The sequence below is a fragment of the Amycolatopsis thermoflava N1165 genome (assembly GCF_000473265.1).
GTDB lineage: Bacteria > Actinomycetota > Actinomycetes > Mycobacteriales > Pseudonocardiaceae > Amycolatopsis_E > Amycolatopsis_E thermoflava.
This window is the reverse complement of the sequence record NZ_KI421511.1, coordinates 5,904,775-5,921,370: the sequence shown is the minus strand read 5'-3', so window position 1 is coordinate 5,921,370 and position 16,596 is coordinate 5,904,775. Positions and strand designations below refer to the sequence as shown.

Genomic DNA, 16,596 nt, shown 5'->3' with positions numbered 1-16,596 from the left:
GTTCTCCTGTCGAAAAAGTTGATCGCGGTTTCCCCGCCGGACCGTGTCCGAAACGTATTCGCATTGATGCGGTAACCGCTTGCGCTGTCGAGATAACCAAACCCCGGGCGGCCCTCGCACCTTCGACACGACTTGATCGCACGATCGTGTGAAGAACACTGGGTGTGGTCGGGCCTCACGGGAGGTGACCGGGCCCCGGTGCGCCCAGGATGCGAGGGATCCTGGGCGCACCAAGGGAAATCAGCCCAGCGCGCCCTGCACGATGGACGGGATCGCGCCCGCCCAGGCAGAGCTGACCAGGCCGGCGGCACCCGCGCCGGCGAGCGCGCCGGACTCGTTCCAGGCGTTGACGTAGTCCGCGCCCGTCGGATACGACGGCACCACGACCGGAGCACTCAGCTCGTCGGCCGACGCCGTTCCGGCGAAGGCGAAGGCGCCGAGGGCGAGAGCGAAAGCGGCGGTGCCGCGGATCAGGGTCTTGCGCATGACGTGCACTCCTTTGTTTGCGGTGTTCTTGGGTGAAAGCGCTATCCGAGGGCGCCCTGCACGATGGACGGGATCGCGCCCGCCCAGGCAGAGCTGACCAGGCCGGCGGCACCCGCGCCGGCGAGCGCGCCGGACTCGTTCCAGGCGTTGACGTAGTCCGCGCCCGTCGGGTGCGACGGCACGACCACCGGAGCGGTCAGCCCGCTGTCGTCCCGGACGCCGGTGGCCCCCGCCGCCCCCTGCAGGATCGACGGGATCGCACCCGCCCACGCCGAGCTGACCAGCCCCGCGGCGCCGGCGCCGAAGCAGGCCCCGGACTGGTTCCACGCGTTGACGTAGTCGGCGCCGGTCGGCTGCGACGGCACCTGCGCGGGGCAGGTCAGGCCGGACGGTTCCGATCCCGTCGCCGCCGACGCCGTCCCCCCGGTGGCGCCCATCGCGAGCAGGCCGGCCCCCACCAGCACCGCCGCCGCCGTCGTCTTGCGGAATTTGCTGAACATCGTCAGTGCACTCCTCTTCATTCGGCCGGAAGTTCCACGCACTCCCGTCGCAAATGACGTTAAACGTCGAATGGAAGAATTCACCAGATCGACTACCCGGAAGTGTGAAGAAAGCGTTTCCGGGCAGCACAAACAGCCGCTCCACTGCTGGTCAGAGCGGCTAAAAATGGACACGAAGAAAAACAGTTGGAAACGACGCGGCGAATTGCGCCGGAATCAGTCGGGGGAGACCTGCGGGCGGTCCGCCCGGATGAATTCGGTGAAGGCCGGACGGGGCCGGGCGGCCATTCCGGCAGGCACCGGCGGCGGCGCCGGACGTGGCGGGCACGCGCCTGCCGTATCCGTCGCGTGCACCGGAGCCGTGCAGACTCCGTTGGCGGGCGGCACCGGAGTCGCCGGTTCCGGCGCGTCCGGCCTCGGCTCCACCAGCCGCGGCGCGTCCGGCACCGCTTCCGGCGCCGGTTCCGGGAGCCGGACCGGCGCGACGACGTCTTTGACCACCTGCGGCGCCGGTGGCGTGATGCGCACCGGGACCGGTTGCCGCTCCGGCGGTCGCGGCTTCGCCGTGGCTCGGCGTTCCGGCGCGGCCGGTGGTGGGGCGCTCGCCCGGGTCGTGCTGGTGTTGCCGGTCGCGCGCACCGGTTCGCGGAACACCGGCGCGGTGCCGGTCAGCTCCGCGACGATCCGGTCGGTCCGCAGCGGCGGCACGACCACCTCGGTCACCTGCCGCACGACCTCGTGCACCGGTTCCGTCGTCGTGCCGACCAGGTCGGCCAACGGCGCCAGCGGATCCGGCCGCTCCTCGGCGGCCGACGCCGACGAGGCGAGGAGCCAGGACACCAGCGTGATCGCGAACGCCCCGGCGATGCCGAGCAGCACGCGCACCGGGGTGGTCCCGGCCGAGGTCCGTCGCGACATGGAGAAGTTTCCACTCCCCTCATCGCGCCGGGTGCTCAACGCGATCACGCAGTGTCGATCTTGACCGAGATTGACATACCGCCGGAACCTGCGCTGGCCGGCTGCCGGCACTGCGCCTGATCGTGTGACGACCTGGGCGGGACGCCGCTTGCGCGAGTTGCGCTGCCGTATTCGTCCGGCTCGATAGGGTGGATCCGTGAGTGAGCCGCAGCCCCCGAAGTACGGATTCCTGAGCGACGACTCGGTCGTCCCGCGCGGGCTCCGGGTCAGCGCCGCGTTCAGCTGGCGGTTCCTCGTGGTGGCCGCGGCCGCCTACCTGATCCTGCGGCTGCTCGCCTTCCTGTCGGTCGTGGTGATCCCGGTGGCGATCGCGCTGCTGCTCGCCGCGCTGCTCGCACCGGCGGTGGCGCGGCTGGTGCAGATCCGGGTGCCCCGGGGCCTCGCGACGGCGATCGTGTTGATCGGCGGGCTCGCGGTGCTCGGCGGGCTGCTCGCGTTCGTGGTCATCAACGTCACCGACGGTCTGCCCGCGCTGACCAGCCAGGTCAACAACAGCCTCGACCAGATCCGCGACTGGCTGATCAACGACCTGCACCTCAAGCAGGAGCAGATCCAGCAGTTCCTCGACAACTCGATCGCCTTCCTGCAGGACAACCAGGCGGCGTTCACCAACAGCGCGCTCACCACGGCGACCACCGTCGGCGAGATCCTCACCGGGTTCGTGCTGACGCTGTTCGTCACGATCTTCTTCCTGGCGGGCGGGGACAAGATCTGGAGCTGGCTGATGCTCGGCGTCCCGGGCCAGGTCCGGCAGCGGGTGGACGTCGCGGGCCGGCGCGGCTTCGCCTCGCTGGTCGCGTTCGTCCGCGCCACCGCCGCGGTCGCGGTCGTGGACGCCGTCGGCGTCGGGATCGGCCTGGCGATCCTCGGCGTCCCGCTCGCGATCCCGCTGTCCACGCTGGTGTTCCTCGGCGCGTTCATCCCGATCTTCGGCGCGGTGATCACCGGTGCGGTCGCCGTGCTCGTCGCACTTGTCACCAAGGGATTCGTCACCGCGCTGATCGTGCTGGCGATCCTGATCGCGGTGATGCAGCTGGAGAGCCACATCCTGCAGCCGCTGCTGCTCGGCCGGGCCGTGAAGCTGCACCCGCTGGCCGTGGTGCTCGGCATCGCCGCAGGCCTCGTCATCTACGGCATCCCGGGCGCGTTGCTCGCGGTGCCGCTGATGTCGATCATCAACGCCGGGGTGCGCTCGCTGCTGCACGAGACCGATCCGGACCCGGCCGAGGTCGACGTCCTGCACGACATCGAAGCCGTGCCCAACGCCGACCCCGCGGAGGCGGACAAGGAGCCCGGCGAACCGGGCAAGTCGTGAGCCGCCGGTTCGGACCGACGGCGCGCGAACCGGCCACCCCGCTGTGGTGGGGCACGATCGGCCTGCGCGTGCTGACGCTGCTGTTCGCGCTGGGCGCGGTGATCGTGCACAGCGACGGCTACCAGCGCCCGTGGCTGGCCTGGACCGTGCTCGGCGCGATGGCGTTGTGGACGGTCGCGACCGCGCTGGTGTATGCGCGGGAGGCGCTGCGGTGGCGGTGGCGCTGGTTCGTCCTCGCCGACGTCGTGGTCACCTGCGCCCTGATGCTGACCTCGCCGTGGATTCTGACCGACGCGCAGAACGCGGCCGTCGCGCCGCTGATCACCACCGTGTGGGTGGCCGGCGCGCCGGTCGCCGCGGGCACCCGCTTCGGCGGGGTCGGTGGCGTGGCCGCGGGACTGGTGGTCGCGGCCGCGACGGGGATCGCGCGGCAGGGGTTCACGCTCGACGTGGCGCGCGACGGGGTGCTGCTGGTCGCGAGCGGACTGCTGATCGGGATGAGCGCGACGACCGCCCGCAAGTCGGCGGCGGTGCTCGCCGAGGCGCTGCGCACCGAGGTCGCGAACGCCGAGCGGGAACGGCTGGCGCGCGACATCCACGACAGCGTGCTGCAGGTGCTGGCGCGCGTCCGGCGGCGCGGCGCCGAACTGGGCGGGGAGGCGGCGGAGCTCGCCGAACTGGCCGGTGAGCAGGAGATCGCGCTGCGGGCGCTGGTCACCACCGGGCCGACGAGGCACAGCACCGGCGAGACCGACCTGCGTGCCGCGCTGCAGCTGCTGGGGTCGTCGAAAGTGCAGGTCGCCGCTCCGGCCGGTGAGGTGAACCTGCCGTCGCGCACGACCGCGGAGCTGGTCGCCGTCGTCCGCGAGGCCCTGTCCAACGTCGACAAGCACGCCGGGCCAGCGGCCAAGGCGTGGGTGCTACTGGAGGACGTCGGCCGCGAGGTGGTGGTGACCGTGCGGGACGACGGTCCCGGCATCCCCGAGGGACGGCTCGCGGATGCGGAGGGTGAGGGCCGGTTGGGCGTTGTTCGCTCGATGCGGGGACGTGTGGCGGAACTCGGTGGCACGATCTCCCTGGAGACCGCGCCAGGGCAGGGGACCGAATGGGAGATCCGGGTGCCGAGGAAATGATCAGCGTGATGGTCGTCGACGACCACCCGATCTGGCGGGACGGCGTGGCGCGCGACCTGACCGAGAACGGCTTCGACGTGCGGGCGACCGCGCCGGACGCCACCGCCGCGGTACGCATCGCGGCCGCGGTCCGGCCCGACGTGGTGCTGATGGACATGAACCTGGGCAGCACCTCCGGGGTGGACGCGACGCGCGAGATCACCACGTCGCTGCCCGACACCCGGGTGCTGGTGCTGTCGGCCAGCGGCGAGCACAGCGACGTGCTGGAGGCGGTCAAGGCCGGGGCGTCCGGGTACCTGGTGAAGTCGGCGTCGGTGCGGGAACTGGTCGAAGCGGTGCGCCGGACGGCGGAGGGCGACCCGGTGTTCACGCCCGGGCTGGCCGGCCTGGTGCTGGGCGAGTACCGGCGGATGGCGGACGCGCCTGCGGGCGGGGTGGCGCCGCCGCGGCTGACCGAACGGGAGACCGACGTGCTGCGGCTCGTCGCGAAGGGCCTCACGGCGCGGCAGATCGCCGAGCGGCTCGTGTTGTCGCACCGGACGGTGGAGAACCACGTGCAGTCGACGCTGCGGAAGCTGCAGCTGCACAACCGCGTGGAGCTCGCGCGCTACGCGATCGAGCACGGGCTGGACAAAGACTAGGGATTTTCCCGGATCTCGGCTCGGGGTCCGCGGCCGTAGCGTGGTGGCATGGGCGAGGAGACCGGGACCAAGCCGATGAGCCCGCGCGACCTGCGGGTGTCGGACGCGGAGCGCGAGCACGTCGTCGAGGTGCTGCAGAAGGCGATCGGCCGCGGCATGATCGACCTGGACGAGTTCACCGAGCGCACGGACACGGCGCTCGCGGCGCGGACGCGGGGCGAGCTGAACGCGGTGCTGGCGGACCTGCCCGGGCTGGTGCACCCCGACGTGTATCCGGCCGCGCCCCCGGTGTCGTACTCGCCGGACCAACGGCTCGAGCTGAACGCGAAGTACTCGGCGCTGGTACGCAACGGCCGCTGGCTGGTGCCGCCGGAGGTCGTGGTGCGCAACCGGTACGGCTCGACGAAGCTCGACTTCAGCGAGGCGCAGGTGAGCAGCCCGGTGGTGCGAGTCGAGCTGGACTGCAAGTGGGGGTCGGTCGAGGTGATCATCCCCGAGCACGCGGCGGTCGACCTGAACGCGATCACCGAGATCAAGTACGGCTCACTGCAGGACAAGACGGGTTCGGATGGCCGGCCGGGCAACCCACGGCTGGTGTTCGCCGGACGCTTGCACGGGGGCTCGCTGGTGATCCGCCACCCGCGGCGCGGGATCTTCGGCCTGTAGCGGCAGTCGGGGGCGGCGCGCCGGAGGCGCGATGGCGTCGGGGGCGGAGGGCGCCCGTGGTGCGCGGGTAAGCGCGCCGGAGGAGTGGGCGAGGCGGGGTGCCGGAGAGCGGTGGGCACCGGCGCGGCTGAGGGGCGGTCGCGCCGGCGCCCACCTCGGTGGCGCACTCGCGCCGGAGGGTGCCACCGCCCGGCGGTCAGCTCCGGAGGGCCGGCAAATCCGCCGAAACGACAGACCGCCCGAGGGCGGCGCACCCTCGGGCGGGGCGCCACGGTCCGTGGGCGCCATCAGCTGCGGGCGGTCATTCCCGGGTGCCCAGGGCGCTGCGGGTGGCTGTGACGCGTGACCTGACGCGCGGGCAACCCCTGGCGCCAGCAGCACTTCGCGAGCAGCACATCGCCAGCAGCACTGCCCCACCAGCGGTGGGCACCATCAGCTGCAGGCAGTCATTCCCCGGCGCCCAGGGCCGCGCGCTCCGGGAGGGCTGCGGCGCGGCGGACTCCGCGCGCGGCAACCCCTCGGCAACACCCCGCGAACAGCACTGCCCACCAGCGGTCTGCGGTCAGCCCCTTGCTGCGGCGCGGGCCTCGGCCGGTGTCGCGGCCTTGAGTGCCGCCTGGGCGGCCGCTTCGCAGTCCGCCAGCGTGGCTGTGGTCAGGCTGGCTCCCACGGCGCGGATCGCGCTCGCGTTCATCGACAGGCTCGTCATGCCCAGGCCGGTGAGCACGCGGGCCAGCAGTGGGTCCGCAGCCGCCTCACCGCACACGCCCGCCGGTTTGCCGCTCGCCTTCGCGGCCGCGCCGATCATCGCGATCAGCCGTAGCAGCGCGGGCTGCCACGGGTCGTTCAGGCCCGCCACCGCGCCCAGCTGCCGGTCCGCGGCGAACGTGTACTGCGCCAGGTCGTTCGTGCCGACCGAGACGAAGTCGACCGCAGCCAGGATCTCCTCGGCCGCCAGTGCCGCCGCGGGCACCTCGATCATCACCCCGGCCCGCGCGATCCCGGCCGCCCGCACGCGTTCCGCGAACCACGCCGCCTCCTCGGCTGTCGCCACCATCGGCGCCATCACCGACACGTCGGCGCCCGAATCCGCCGCCGCGCCGGCAATCGCCTCCAGCTGCCGGTCCAGCACGTCCGGCCGGTCGAACGCCACGCGCAGGCCCCGCACACCGAGCGCCGGGTTCGGTTCCGCTGTCGGGGACAGGAAGGCCAGCGGCTTGTCGGCGCCCGCGTCCAGCGTCCGCACGACAACCGGCTTCCCCGTGAACGGCGCCAGCACCGCGGCGTACGCGGCACGCTGCTCGCCGACCGGTGGCTCGGCCGGTGCGTCCAGGTAGCAGAACTCCGTGCGGAACAGGCCGACGCCCTCCGCGCCCGCGTCCGCGGCGGCCCGCGCGTCCGCGGGTGACCCGACGTTGCCGAGCACCTTGACCCGGTGGTCGTCCGCCGTCGCCCCGATGCCGTTCCACTCCGACGCGCCCTCGCGCGTCGCGGCGAGCACCGGGGCGTCCGCCGCGACGACCTCCACCACGCCGGTGTCGCCGTCCACCAGCAGCGCGTCCGCCTCCAGCGCGAGGACCCCGCGCACCGCCACCACCGCCGGGATGCCCAGCGACCGGGCCAGGATCGCGGTGTGGCTGGTCGGCCCACCCTCCTCGGTCACCAGGGCGAGCACCCGCGCCGGGTCGAGGCCCGCCGTGTCGGCAGGCGCCAGGTCCCGCGCGACGAGCACGCTCGGGCCGGCCAGGTCGGGCACGCCCGGCGGCGCGACACCCCGCAGCTCCGCGATCACGCGGTCCCGGATGTCCTCGATGTCGCGGACCCGCTCGGCCATGTACCCGCCGGCCGCTGCAAGCGCTTTCGCGAAGCCGTTCGCCGCCTCGTAGACCGCCCGCTCGGCCGGCCTGCCTTCCGCGGCCACCAACCGTTCCGCCTCGCTGATCAGCGCCGGATCGCCCGCCATCGCCGCGCTGGTCAGGAGGATCGTCGCGGCGTCGCCGGACGCCTGGCCCGCAAGCGCTTCCAGCCGCTCGGCGACCACGCGCGCGGCGGGGGCGATCCGCGCGGCCTCGGCCTGCGGATCGGACGGTGCGGGCCCGCTCTCGGGCGCGCCTGCGGGTTCGGCCACGGCGACGACCGGACCGCTCGCGCGACCCGGGCTCACCGGCACCCCGGACAGCCTCGTTTCCGACATGGTCTAGACCATACCCTCTCCGGATCCGTTCCCGACCAGCGTTCCACGAACCCGCGGCTTCCGCAGCCGCCGGACCGCGACCAGAGCGGGCGGGAGCCCGTCCGGGCACTCTTCCCTATGCAAACGTGAAGATTCTTGTAACTTCTGCGGCTGATGGTGCGACACTAGAGTGAGCGTCCGCGACGTCACCCGATCGGGGCAATCTCGACATCGGGCCGTCCCGTCAGGGTTCACGCGGGCTCTCACTTGGCGTCCGGCACCGGTTGCGCCACCGGAAGCCGGGCATCGGGTCGCTGGTACCGATCGCGTAGCCCCCCGAGCGATCGGTACCGGCGGCGCCCGAATCCGTCGGAAATGCCGCACTCACCTTCTAGAATGCCGGGATGGACAAGCCGACCCGACGGGGTCGCGAGCGCGCGGCGACCGATCAGGACATCCGCCGCACCGCGCGCAAGCTCCTCGTCGAGCGCGGACCGGAAGCCGTGACCCTGCGGGCCATCGCCCGCGAGCTCGGCATCACCGCACCCGCCCTCTACCGGTACTACGGCTCACGCGACGACCTCGTCGAGCACCTCCGCCTCGACGTCGTCGCCGACCTGGCCGCCGAACTCACCGAAGAACTCTCCGGGCTGCCCGACGACGGTGCGGTCCAGCTCTTCGCAATCTGCCGCGGCTTCCGGCGCTGGGCGCTCACCCACACCAAGGAGTTCACGCTCGTGTTCGCGTCGCCGACCGGCGAGGTCGGCTCGGCCGCGGGCAGCGTGGCGACTCTGAACCGGGCCAACGAGCCGTTCGGCCGGATCTTCCTCACCGCGGCCGGCCACCTGCTGGCCAACTTCCAGCTGGAGATCCCGCCCGCCGAAGCGGTGCCCGTCGAACTGCACGACGACCTGGCCGCGTTCCAGGACGACCTGCTGGCGGTGCTGCGCGAGTCCGGGGTCGACTTCCCGCCGGACAAGCTCGACCTGGGCACCACGTACGTGATGATCCAGTTCTGGGCCCGCCTCTACGGGCACGTGACACTCGAGGTGTTCGGCAACTACCCGATCCCGATGTCCAAGCCGGACGCCGTGTTCGACGCGCTGCTGGCCGACCTCGCGCGCGAGATCGGCCTCGACACCGCCTAGAGGACCACGTTCACCAGGCGGCCCGGCACGACGATGACCTTGCGCGGCGTGCCGCCGTTCAGCAGCGCCGCGATCTTCTCGTCGGCCAGTGCCGCCGCCTCGACGGCGTCCTTCGCCGCATCGGCGGGCACCTGGATCCGGGCGCGGACCTTGCCGTTGACCTGGATCGGGTACTCCACCGTGTCCTCGACCAGGAACTTCTCGTCCGCGACCGGGAACGGGCCGTGCACCAGCGAGTCCTCGTGGCCCAGCCGGTGCCACAGCTCCTCGGCGATGTGCGGGCACAGCGGCGCCAGCATCAGCACCAGCGGCTCGACCAGCTCGCGCGGCGTCGCCTCGGCGGCGCCGTAGACCTTGGTCAGGTGGTTGTTGTACTCGATCAGCTTCGCGCCGGCGGTGTTGAACCGCAGGCCCGAGTAGTCGTCGCGGACCCCGGCGATGGTCTTGTGCAGGATCCGGCGGTCCTCGTCCGTCGCCTCCGCGCCGGACACGCGCAGCTCACCGGTCTGCTCGGAGACCACCAGCCGCCACACGCGCTGCAGGAACCGGTGGGCGCCGACGACGTCCTTGGTCGCCCACGGCCGGGAGTCGGCCAGCGGGCCCATCGACATCTCGTAGAACCGGAAGGTGTCGGCCCCGTAGTCCGCCGCCATCTGGTCGGGCGTGACCACGTTCTTCAGGCTCTTGCCCATCTTCCCGTACTCTTGCTTGACTTCCTTGCCCTGGTGGAAGAACTTGCCGTCCTTCTCCTCGACCTCCTCGGCCGGGACGTAGAAGCCGCGCTCGTCGGTGTAGGCGTAGGCCTGGATGTAGCCCTGGTTGAACAGCCGCCGGTACGGCTCCTCGGCGCTGACGTACCCCAGGTCGAACAGCACCTTCTGCCAGAACCGCGAGTACAGCAGGTGCAGCACCGCGTGCTCGACGCCGCCGACATACAGGTCGACACCGCCCGGGTCGTTCACGCCGTGCTCGGCCGGGCGCGGACCCATCCAGTACTGCTCGTTGCCCGCGTCGACGAACCGCTCCGCGTTGTCCGGGTCGATGTAGCGCAGCTGGTACCAGCAGGAACCGGCCCAGTTCGGCATCGTGTTGGTGTCGCGGCGGTAGGTCTTCTTGCCGTCGCCGAGGTCCAGCTCGACCTCGACCCAGTCGCTCGCGCGGGACAGCGGCGGCGACGGCTCGCTGTCGGCGTCCTCCGGGTCGAACGTGCGCGGCGAGTAGTCGTCCACCTCGGGCAGCTCGACCGGCAGCATGTGCTCCGGGATCGCGTGCGCCTGGCCGTCCTCGTCGTACACGATGGGGAACGGCTCGCCCCAGTACCGCTGCCGCGAGAACAGCCAGTCGCGCAGCTTGTACTGCACCGTGCCGGCGCCGTGGCCGTTCTCCTCCAGCCACTGGATGATCGTCTTCTTGGCGTCGTCGACGTTCATCCCGTCCAGGAAGCCACTATTGATCGCGACCCCGTCGCCGGTGTACGCCTTTCCGTCGAAGCCCTCGCTCGGCTGGACCGTGCGCACGATCTCCAGGCCGAACTTCTCCGCGAAGTCCCAGTCGCGCTGGTCCTGGGCGGGCACCGCCATGATCGCGCCGGTGCCGTAGCCCATCAGCACGTAGTCGGCGATGAAGACCGGGATCTCCTTGCCGTTGACCGGGTTCACCGCGTACGAGCCGACGAAGACGCCCGTCTTGTCCTTGCTCTCCTGGCGGTCCAGTTCGGACTTGCGGGACGCGGCGCGGCGGTAGGCGGCGACGGCCTCGGCCGGGGTGGCGGCCCCGCCGGTCCACCGCTCGTCCACATCGGACGGCCATTCCGCCGTGGTCAGCTCGTCGACCAGCGGGTGCTCGGGCGCCAGCACCATGTACGTGGCGCCGAACAGCGTGTCCGGGCGGGTGGTGAAGACCTCGATCTTGTGCTCACCGGCGGCGAAGGTGACGCGCGCGCCGTGCGAGCGGCCGATCCAGTTGCGCTGCATCGACTTGACCTTCTCCGGCCACTCCAGCCGGTCCAGGTCGTCGACCAGGCGGTCGGCGTAGGCGGTGATGCGCATCATCCACTGGCGCAGGTTGCGGCGGAACACCGGGAAGTTGCCGCGCTCGCTGCGGCCGTCCGGCGTGACCTCCTCGTTGGACAGCACCGTGCCGAGGCCGGGGCACCAGTTCACCGGCGCCTCGGAGATGTAGGCCAGCCGGTGCTCGTCCAGGATCTTCAGCTGCTCGGCGCGGGTCAGCTCGCACCAGCCGCGGCCGTCGGGCGTGCGGCGCTTGTCCTGCGCGTACTCGGCCTCCAGCTCGACGATGGGGCGGGCCTTGCCCAGCTTCTCGTCGTACCAGGAGTTGTAGATCTTCAGGAAGATCCACTGGGTCCACTTGTAGTAGTCCGGATCGATCGTCGCGATCCGGCGGCGCTCGTCGTGGCCAAGGCCCAGCCTGCGGATCTGCCGCAGGTAGGTCTCCATGTTCTGCTCGGTCGTCGTGCGCGGGTGCTGCCCCGTCTGCACCGCGTACTGCTCGGCGGGCAGGCCGAACGCGTCGAAGCCCATGGTGTGCAGGACGTTGCGCCCGATCATCCGGTGATAGCGGGCGTAGACGTCGGTGGCGATGAAGCCCAGCGGGTGCCCGACGTGCAGGCCGGCCCCCGACGGGTAGGGGAACATGTCCTGCACGAAGAGCTTGTCCGAGGGAACGCTGGAGTCGGTCGCCAGCGAGCCGGCCGGGTTCGGTGCGTGGAAGGTGCCGTGATCGGCCCAGTAGTTCTGCCAGCGCAGCTCGACCCGACCGGCCAGCTCGGCGTTGTACCGGTGGCCGGGCGTTTCCTCGATTGCTTCACTCACCCAACCATGGTAAGCGGCCCGGCCTGCCCGGCTCTCAGCGCACCGCGAATGCGATGACCTGCGTGATCTGGCGGGTCGACAGGTTGTCGTCGCTGACCAGCAGCAGGGTCCGCTCGCCGCTCGGCAGACGCGGCCCCCAGGTCATCCCCTCCAGGTTGTCGACCTTGGACAGCGGGTAGTCGGCCAGGTCGAGGAGCAGCTTCTTGCGCACCGGCCGCACCTTCGCGCCGTCCAGGGACGCGGTGTGCAGGACGTTCGTGGCGCCGGCCGTGTCGATCTCGTAGATCCGCACCTTGTTGCCGACGCCGGACACGTAGGAGCGCTCCATCACGAGGAAGCGCGTCGGGTCGAGCGGATCGGCGGCGAGGATCGACGAGACGCCGGTGTCGGTGGTGCCGCCGGGCGGGTTCGAGTCGGCGAAGACCGGCTCCTGCGGGTAGGCGTACTGCGCGAGGACGGAACCGGTGCGGGCCTGGACGGTGATCCGGGACAGCGCGCCCCGCTCGGGTGTGGCCACCGGGCCGTCCTGCAGCAGCGGGCCCTCCACCGAGCTGACGACGAGCGTGCCCGCGGCGGCGAAGGTGAGCCCTTCCAGCACGAGGTTGCGGCGCGGGCCGGAGTCCGGGCGCATCCGCTCGTTGTCCGGCGTGGGCAGGGTGCGCACGTAACCACCGTCGCGCCGGGCCACCTGCACCGACGGGTCGATCAGCGCGGTGTCCGACCGGATGCCCTCCTGGCTCCAGAAGTAGGCGCCGGTCCACGGGTCGACCCGCATCTCCTCGGGGTCGACCGAGTCCTCCGGGTAGGTGCCGCCGTCCGGCTGCCGGAACAGCTGCGCGCCGGTGAAGGTGACCGGGCCGAGCCCGTCGGCGGACACCGGGACCTTCGCGGTGAAGAACCGCGCGGGCGCCTCGGAGGTGTCGTCGGCGATGAACACGTACTCGCCGGTGCGCGGGTCGTAGTCGATGCTCGACAACTCCCCGATCGTGTAGTCGCCGACGGGCAGCGCGTGCGAGATGATTTGTTCCCCCAGGAAACGCACGGGCGCGGGAGCGGCCTGTGCGGCGGGAGCGACGGTCAAGAGCAGAGAGCCGGCGAGTGCGCCGACCGAGAGTCGCTTCAGCATGGCGTGCAGCACAGCGCATGTGGGTGTCCAGCGGGTAGCGCCAACATCACGCTTATGCTCGTTGACGTGTTCGTAGTCGCGCTGGTTCCGCTCGTACTGGGTGTCGTCGTGGGCTGGGGAGGCCTGCTCGGCTGGCGGGAAAAACTCCCGCGCGACCGCGGCGCCGGGGTGCGCACGGCCGCCACCCTGCGCTCCGACGAGGCGTTCCGCGTCGCGAACCGGGTCGCCGGGCTGCCCACGATGGTCGCCGGGGTGGTCGGGATCGTGGCCGGGATCGCCGGCCTGCTCATGCCCGGCACCGCGGGTGTCCTGACCGCGACCGCGATCGGGCTGGTCGGCATGTTCGCCCTGGTCGCCGGTGGTGGCGTGCTGGGCAACCGGGCCGCGGCCGCCGTACCGCCGCCCGCTCCCGCCGCGCCGGCCGGGTGCTCCGGTTGTGCCTGCGGTGGCTGCGCCGTGCGGGCATAACAGCGGCGCGCAGCGCCACCTTGAGGGGTGGTGGTCGGGCGAGGGGCTGGCCCTAGTTTCGCTGCAAGTCGCCCGGGTGCGTGGCCAGCAAGGCCGTCGGCACACCCTGGCGGCGCAGGACCTGGCCCCACAGGTCCCGCTCCGGCGTGGCCAGCACGTCGCTGGGCAGCGCCGGGACGATGAGCCAGTCACCGCGGTCGATCTCGCCGTCCAGCTGGCCGGAGTCCCAGCCCGCGTACCCCGCGAACACCCGCAGGCCACGCACCTTCGGCACCAGCGCGTCCGGATCGGCGTCCAGGTCGACCAGCGCCACCGGACCGCGCACGCCGATCAGCCCCGGCACGCCCGACGCGGTCTCCCCGGCGCGCAGCGCGGCCAGGCACAACGCGGTCTTCTTCTCCACCGGCCCGCCGACGAACACCGACTGCGGCTCCACCACGTGCCGTCCCCAGCTGGGCAGCACGTCGTCGACCGGCACGTCGCTCGGGCGGTTCAGGACGACCCCGAGCGTTCCCTCCTCCCGGTGGTCGATGACGAACACCACCGTGCGGCGGAAGTTGGGATCGAACATCGTAGGAGCGGCGACCAGGAGCGATCCCGGTTCAACCTCGGCGTCCGCTGGCACGCCCCCATGATCCCACTCCCGCAAAACCGGGCCGCACGGCCGGGAACAAGGCGCGGCCCCCACCCGTTGAACGGGGTGGCCGGCGCACTCCGTGTCCCCCGGGCTCACTGAAGAAAAGCCTTTGTGGAATACCGTTCGGCAGGAGCCACACTGCGCAATGCCGCCGAGAGGCGACCAAGTGCGCCGGCCCTCGAAATCTTCCCCTCCTTCCGGCGCCCCGGCACCGTAAGCTGGTGAGCCGTGACAGCGAGTGCACAGCCCGTCGAGAAGGTGTCACCGCGCGCGTTCTTCGCGATGGCGGGCTTCCGCACGCTCCTGTTCACCCGCTTCGCCGCCCAGTTCTCCGACGGCATGTTCCGGGCCGGGCTGGCCGGGGCGGTGCTGTTCAACCCCGAGCGCGGCGCCGACCCGCTGACCATCGCGGGCGGGTTCGCCGTCCTGCTGCTGCCGTACTCGTTCATCGGGCCGTTCGCCGGCGCGCTGCTGGACCGCTGGGACCGGCGGCGCGTGCTGATCGTGGCCAACCTGCTGCGCGGCACGGCGATCGTCGCGACGGCAGTCTCGGTCGGGCTCGGGTTCGCCGGATTGGAACTGTTCGTGCTCGCGCTGATCGTCGAGGGCATCTCCCGGTTCGTCGGGTCCGGTCTGTCCGCGTCGCTGCCGCACGTCGTGCCACCGGGCACCCTGGTGACGGCCAACGCGGTGGCGACCACGCTCGGCTCGCTGGTCGCGGTACTCGGCGGCGGGGTCGCCATCGGGTTGCGGTCGCTGATCGGCGCCGGGAACACCGGTTCCGGCTGGACGACGGCCGTCGCGGTGCTCGGCACGCTCGTCTCCGCCGCGATCGCGCGCCGGTTCGCCCGCGGCGCGCTCGGACCGGACACCGTCGACGAGCCGAGTGACGCGGTGCTCGCCGTGGCCCGCGGCCTCGTCGACGGCGCCAGGGCCGCGCTCGGCGCGCCCAGCGTCGTCGCCGGGTTCGTCGCGCTGCTCGCGCACCGGGCGTCCTACGGCATCTCGCTGCTGATCACGGTGCTGCTGCTGCGGTTCACCTTCACCGACCACGGTTTGCTCAAGGCCGGGCTGCCCGGGCTGGGGCAGCTCGCCGCGATGGCGGGCGCCGGGATCCTGTTCGCCGGTTTCCTCACCCCACGGCTGGTGCGCAGGCTCGGCCGCCGCCGCGCGATCCCCGGCGCGCTGGTGGTCGCCGCGGTCGCGCAGGCCGGGCTCGGCCTGCCGATGCAGCTGCCGACCGTGCTGGTCGCGTCGTTCGTCATCACCGCCGCAGGCCAGGTCGTGAAGCTGTGCGTGGACTCCTCGATCCAGCACGACGTGCGCGACGAGGCCCGGGGCCGGGTGTTCTCCCTGTACGACACGCTGTTCAACATCACGCAGGTGATCGCGGTCTCACTCGCCGCGACGATCGTGCCGTTGACCGGGCGGTCGGTGCCGCTGCTGCTCGTCGCCACCGCGCTGTACCTGCTCGGCGCGGCCGGATACCTGGTGATCGCGCGGCGCGCCCGCACCGAGTGACGGAATTTTCCCGATTACGCCGACCGGCGGAAGGCGGCCCACTAGAGTGGCCCGCGTGAGCACCCCGGGGGACGACCGCGCGCAGAAGGAAGCCCGCAACGCGGCGATGCGTGAGACCGTCGACCAGTTGATGGACAAGTTCCACCAGCAGACGGCGCAGCTGCGGGAGGCGCAGCAGGCCGCGTCCGCCCTCACCGCGGAACTGTCCTCGCCGGACGGCCTGGTCAAGGTCACCATCGACGCACAGGGGACGCTCGCCGACCTCAAGCTCGCGCCGACGACGTTCGACCGCACCCGGCCGGAGGCGCTCGCGCGCACGATCAGCGACCTGGTGCGCCGCGGGATGCTGCAGGTCAAGCAGCAGCAGGCCGAGTTGTTCCGGCCGCTGACCGCGGACCTGCCGGACCTGTCCGAGTTCATCGAGGGCGCGCCGTCGCTGGCCGGCCTGATGCCGGACATCCCGGACTTCCTCGAACCCGAGCCGGAACCGGAGCCCCGGCCCGCCGAGGACCCGGAGTCGCAGACGATCATGCGCCGGGACGCGCCGATTTCTCCGCCGGCGCCGAAACCGGCGGCGCGCCGCCCGCGTCCGACCCACGACGACGACGAAATGCCCGACACCTGGATGACGCGGGGTGACCGATGACCGGAGCCGGTACCGGCCACGACATGGACCCGGACACGGTCCGGTCCGGCGCGGGGAAGTTCCCGCCCGCGGGTGACGACCTGAAGGCCGCCGGCGCGGCGCTCAAGGCCGCGCTCGAAGCGCAGGGCGCCTGCTGGGGCAACGACGAGTCCGGCCAGGCGTTCGCCAAGGACTACGAACCGGCCGCGAAGAACTGCACCGAGGCCTTCGGGAGCCTCAGCCAGGCGCTGAAGGACGTGGCGAAGGCCGTGAAGGACGCCGCGGACGCGACCGAAGGCACGCACAAGGACGCCGAGAAGGTCATCAAGAACACAGGTCAGGCCTGAC

16 protein-coding genes are annotated in these 16,596 nt (G+C 71.8%); 9 read left to right on the top strand and 7 right to left on the bottom strand.

Going from position 1 to position 16,596, the window contains the following annotated elements:
- Positions 1-240: 240 nt before the first annotated feature.
- The 3 genes from AMYTH_RS0129130 to AMYTH_RS0129120 form a co-directional block, all read right to left on the bottom strand.
- Entirely contained in the window at positions 241-486 is a 246-nt protein-coding gene (locus tag AMYTH_RS0129130) for a hypothetical protein (protein WP_027933219.1), read from the bottom strand.
- A gap of 41 nt (positions 487-527) precedes the next feature.
- The gene (locus AMYTH_RS0129125) at positions 528-986 is read right to left on the bottom strand and encodes a hypothetical protein (protein WP_027933218.1); all 459 of its coding nucleotides are present in this window, start codon (positions 984-986) and stop codon (positions 528-530) included.
- 216 nt (positions 987-1,202) lie between these two features.
- Positions 1,203-1,904: a hypothetical protein gene (locus AMYTH_RS0129120; protein WP_027933217.1), complete on the bottom strand. Its 702-nt coding sequence runs from the start codon at positions 1,902-1,904 to the stop codon at positions 1,203-1,205.
- 196 nt (positions 1,905-2,100) lie between these two features.
- Here AMYTH_RS0129120 and AMYTH_RS0129115 point away from each other — a divergent pair, with 196 nt between their 5' ends.
- Genes AMYTH_RS0129115 through AMYTH_RS0129100 form a run of 4 tightly spaced genes read left to right on the top strand, consistent with a single transcriptional unit; the run spans position 2,101 to position 5,719 of the window.
- Positions 2,101-3,279, top strand: a complete 1,179-nt coding sequence (locus AMYTH_RS0129115) for an AI-2E family transporter (RefSeq protein ID WP_027933216.1) — start codon at positions 2,101-2,103, stop codon at positions 3,277-3,279.
- Positions 3,276-4,412, top strand: coding sequence for a MacS family sensor histidine kinase (gene macS / locus AMYTH_RS0129110; protein ID WP_027933215.1), 1,137 nt, complete (start codon positions 3,276-3,278; stop codon positions 4,410-4,412). Before AMYTH_RS0129115 ends, macS begins: the two co-directional genes overlap by 4 nt.
- Entirely contained in the window at positions 4,409-5,053 is a 645-nt protein-coding gene (locus tag AMYTH_RS0129105; protein WP_037322754.1) for a response regulator, read from the top strand. The genes macS and AMYTH_RS0129105 overlap by 4 nt, the downstream gene beginning before the upstream one ends.
- A 48-nt stretch (positions 5,054-5,101) precedes the next feature.
- Positions 5,102-5,719 (top strand): DUF1707 SHOCT-like domain-containing protein, encoded by a 618-nt coding sequence (locus AMYTH_RS0129100; protein WP_017985909.1) that lies wholly within the window; start codon positions 5,102-5,104, stop codon positions 5,717-5,719.
- A 562-nt stretch (positions 5,720-6,281) separates the two neighbouring features.
- Here AMYTH_RS0129100 and ptsP read toward each other — a convergent pair.
- Positions 6,282-7,913: a phosphoenolpyruvate--protein phosphotransferase gene (gene ptsP, locus AMYTH_RS0129095; protein ID WP_027933213.1), complete on the bottom strand. Its 1,632-nt coding sequence runs from the start codon at positions 7,911-7,913 to the stop codon at positions 6,282-6,284.
- 383 nt (positions 7,914-8,296) lie between these two features.
- On the opposite strand from ptsP, the gene AMYTH_RS0129090 reads away from it, so the two are divergent.
- Entirely contained in the window at positions 8,297-9,040 is a 744-nt protein-coding gene (locus tag AMYTH_RS0129090; RefSeq protein WP_027933212.1) for a TetR/AcrR family transcriptional regulator, read from the top strand.
- Here AMYTH_RS0129090 and leuS read toward each other — a convergent pair.
- Together leuS and AMYTH_RS0129080 are read right to left on the bottom strand one after the other, a co-directional pair.
- Positions 9,037-11,871, bottom strand: a complete 2,835-nt coding sequence (gene leuS / locus AMYTH_RS0129085; RefSeq protein ID WP_027933211.1) for a leucine--tRNA ligase — start codon at positions 11,869-11,871, stop codon at positions 9,037-9,039. The genes AMYTH_RS0129090 and leuS overlap by 4 nt on opposite strands.
- A 34-nt stretch (positions 11,872-11,905) precedes the next feature.
- Positions 11,906-12,997, bottom strand: coding sequence for an esterase-like activity of phytase family protein (locus AMYTH_RS0129080; RefSeq protein ID WP_027933210.1), 1,092 nt, complete (start codon positions 12,995-12,997; stop codon positions 11,906-11,908).
- A gap of 66 nt (positions 12,998-13,063) precedes the next feature.
- Here AMYTH_RS0129080 and AMYTH_RS0129075 point away from each other — a divergent pair, with 66 nt between their 5' ends.
- On the top strand, positions 13,064-13,465 hold the full coding sequence (locus AMYTH_RS0129075) for an SdpI family protein (protein ID WP_027933209.1): 402 nt from the start codon (positions 13,064-13,066) through the stop codon (positions 13,463-13,465).
- A gap of 52 nt (positions 13,466-13,517) precedes the next feature.
- On the opposite strand, the gene AMYTH_RS0129070 is transcribed toward AMYTH_RS0129075, so the two are convergent.
- Entirely contained in the window at positions 13,518-14,114 is a 597-nt protein-coding gene (locus AMYTH_RS0129070) for a YqgE/AlgH family protein (RefSeq protein ID WP_267283905.1), read from the bottom strand.
- A 270-nt stretch (positions 14,115-14,384) separates the two neighbouring features.
- On the opposite strand from AMYTH_RS0129070, the gene AMYTH_RS0129065 reads away from it, so the two are divergent.
- From AMYTH_RS0129065 to AMYTH_RS0129055, 3 genes are read left to right on the top strand one after another with little or no spacing between them, the layout of a single operon-like run.
- On the top strand, positions 14,385-15,623 hold the full coding sequence (locus AMYTH_RS0129065) for an MFS transporter (RefSeq protein WP_037324097.1): 1,239 nt from the start codon (positions 14,385-14,387) through the stop codon (positions 15,621-15,623).
- 55 nt (positions 15,624-15,678) lie between these two features.
- Positions 15,679-16,269 (top strand): YbaB/EbfC family nucleoid-associated protein, encoded by a 591-nt coding sequence (locus AMYTH_RS0129060; protein WP_027933206.1) that lies wholly within the window; start codon positions 15,679-15,681, stop codon positions 16,267-16,269.
- Positions 16,266-16,595 carry a WXG100 family type VII secretion target gene (locus tag AMYTH_RS0129055; RefSeq protein ID WP_027933205.1) on the top strand — a complete coding sequence of 110 codons (330 nt, stop codon included), beginning with the start codon at positions 16,266-16,268 and terminating at the stop codon, positions 16,593-16,595. The genes AMYTH_RS0129060 and AMYTH_RS0129055 overlap by 4 nt, the downstream gene beginning before the upstream one ends.
- Position 16,596 lies beyond the last annotated feature (1 nt).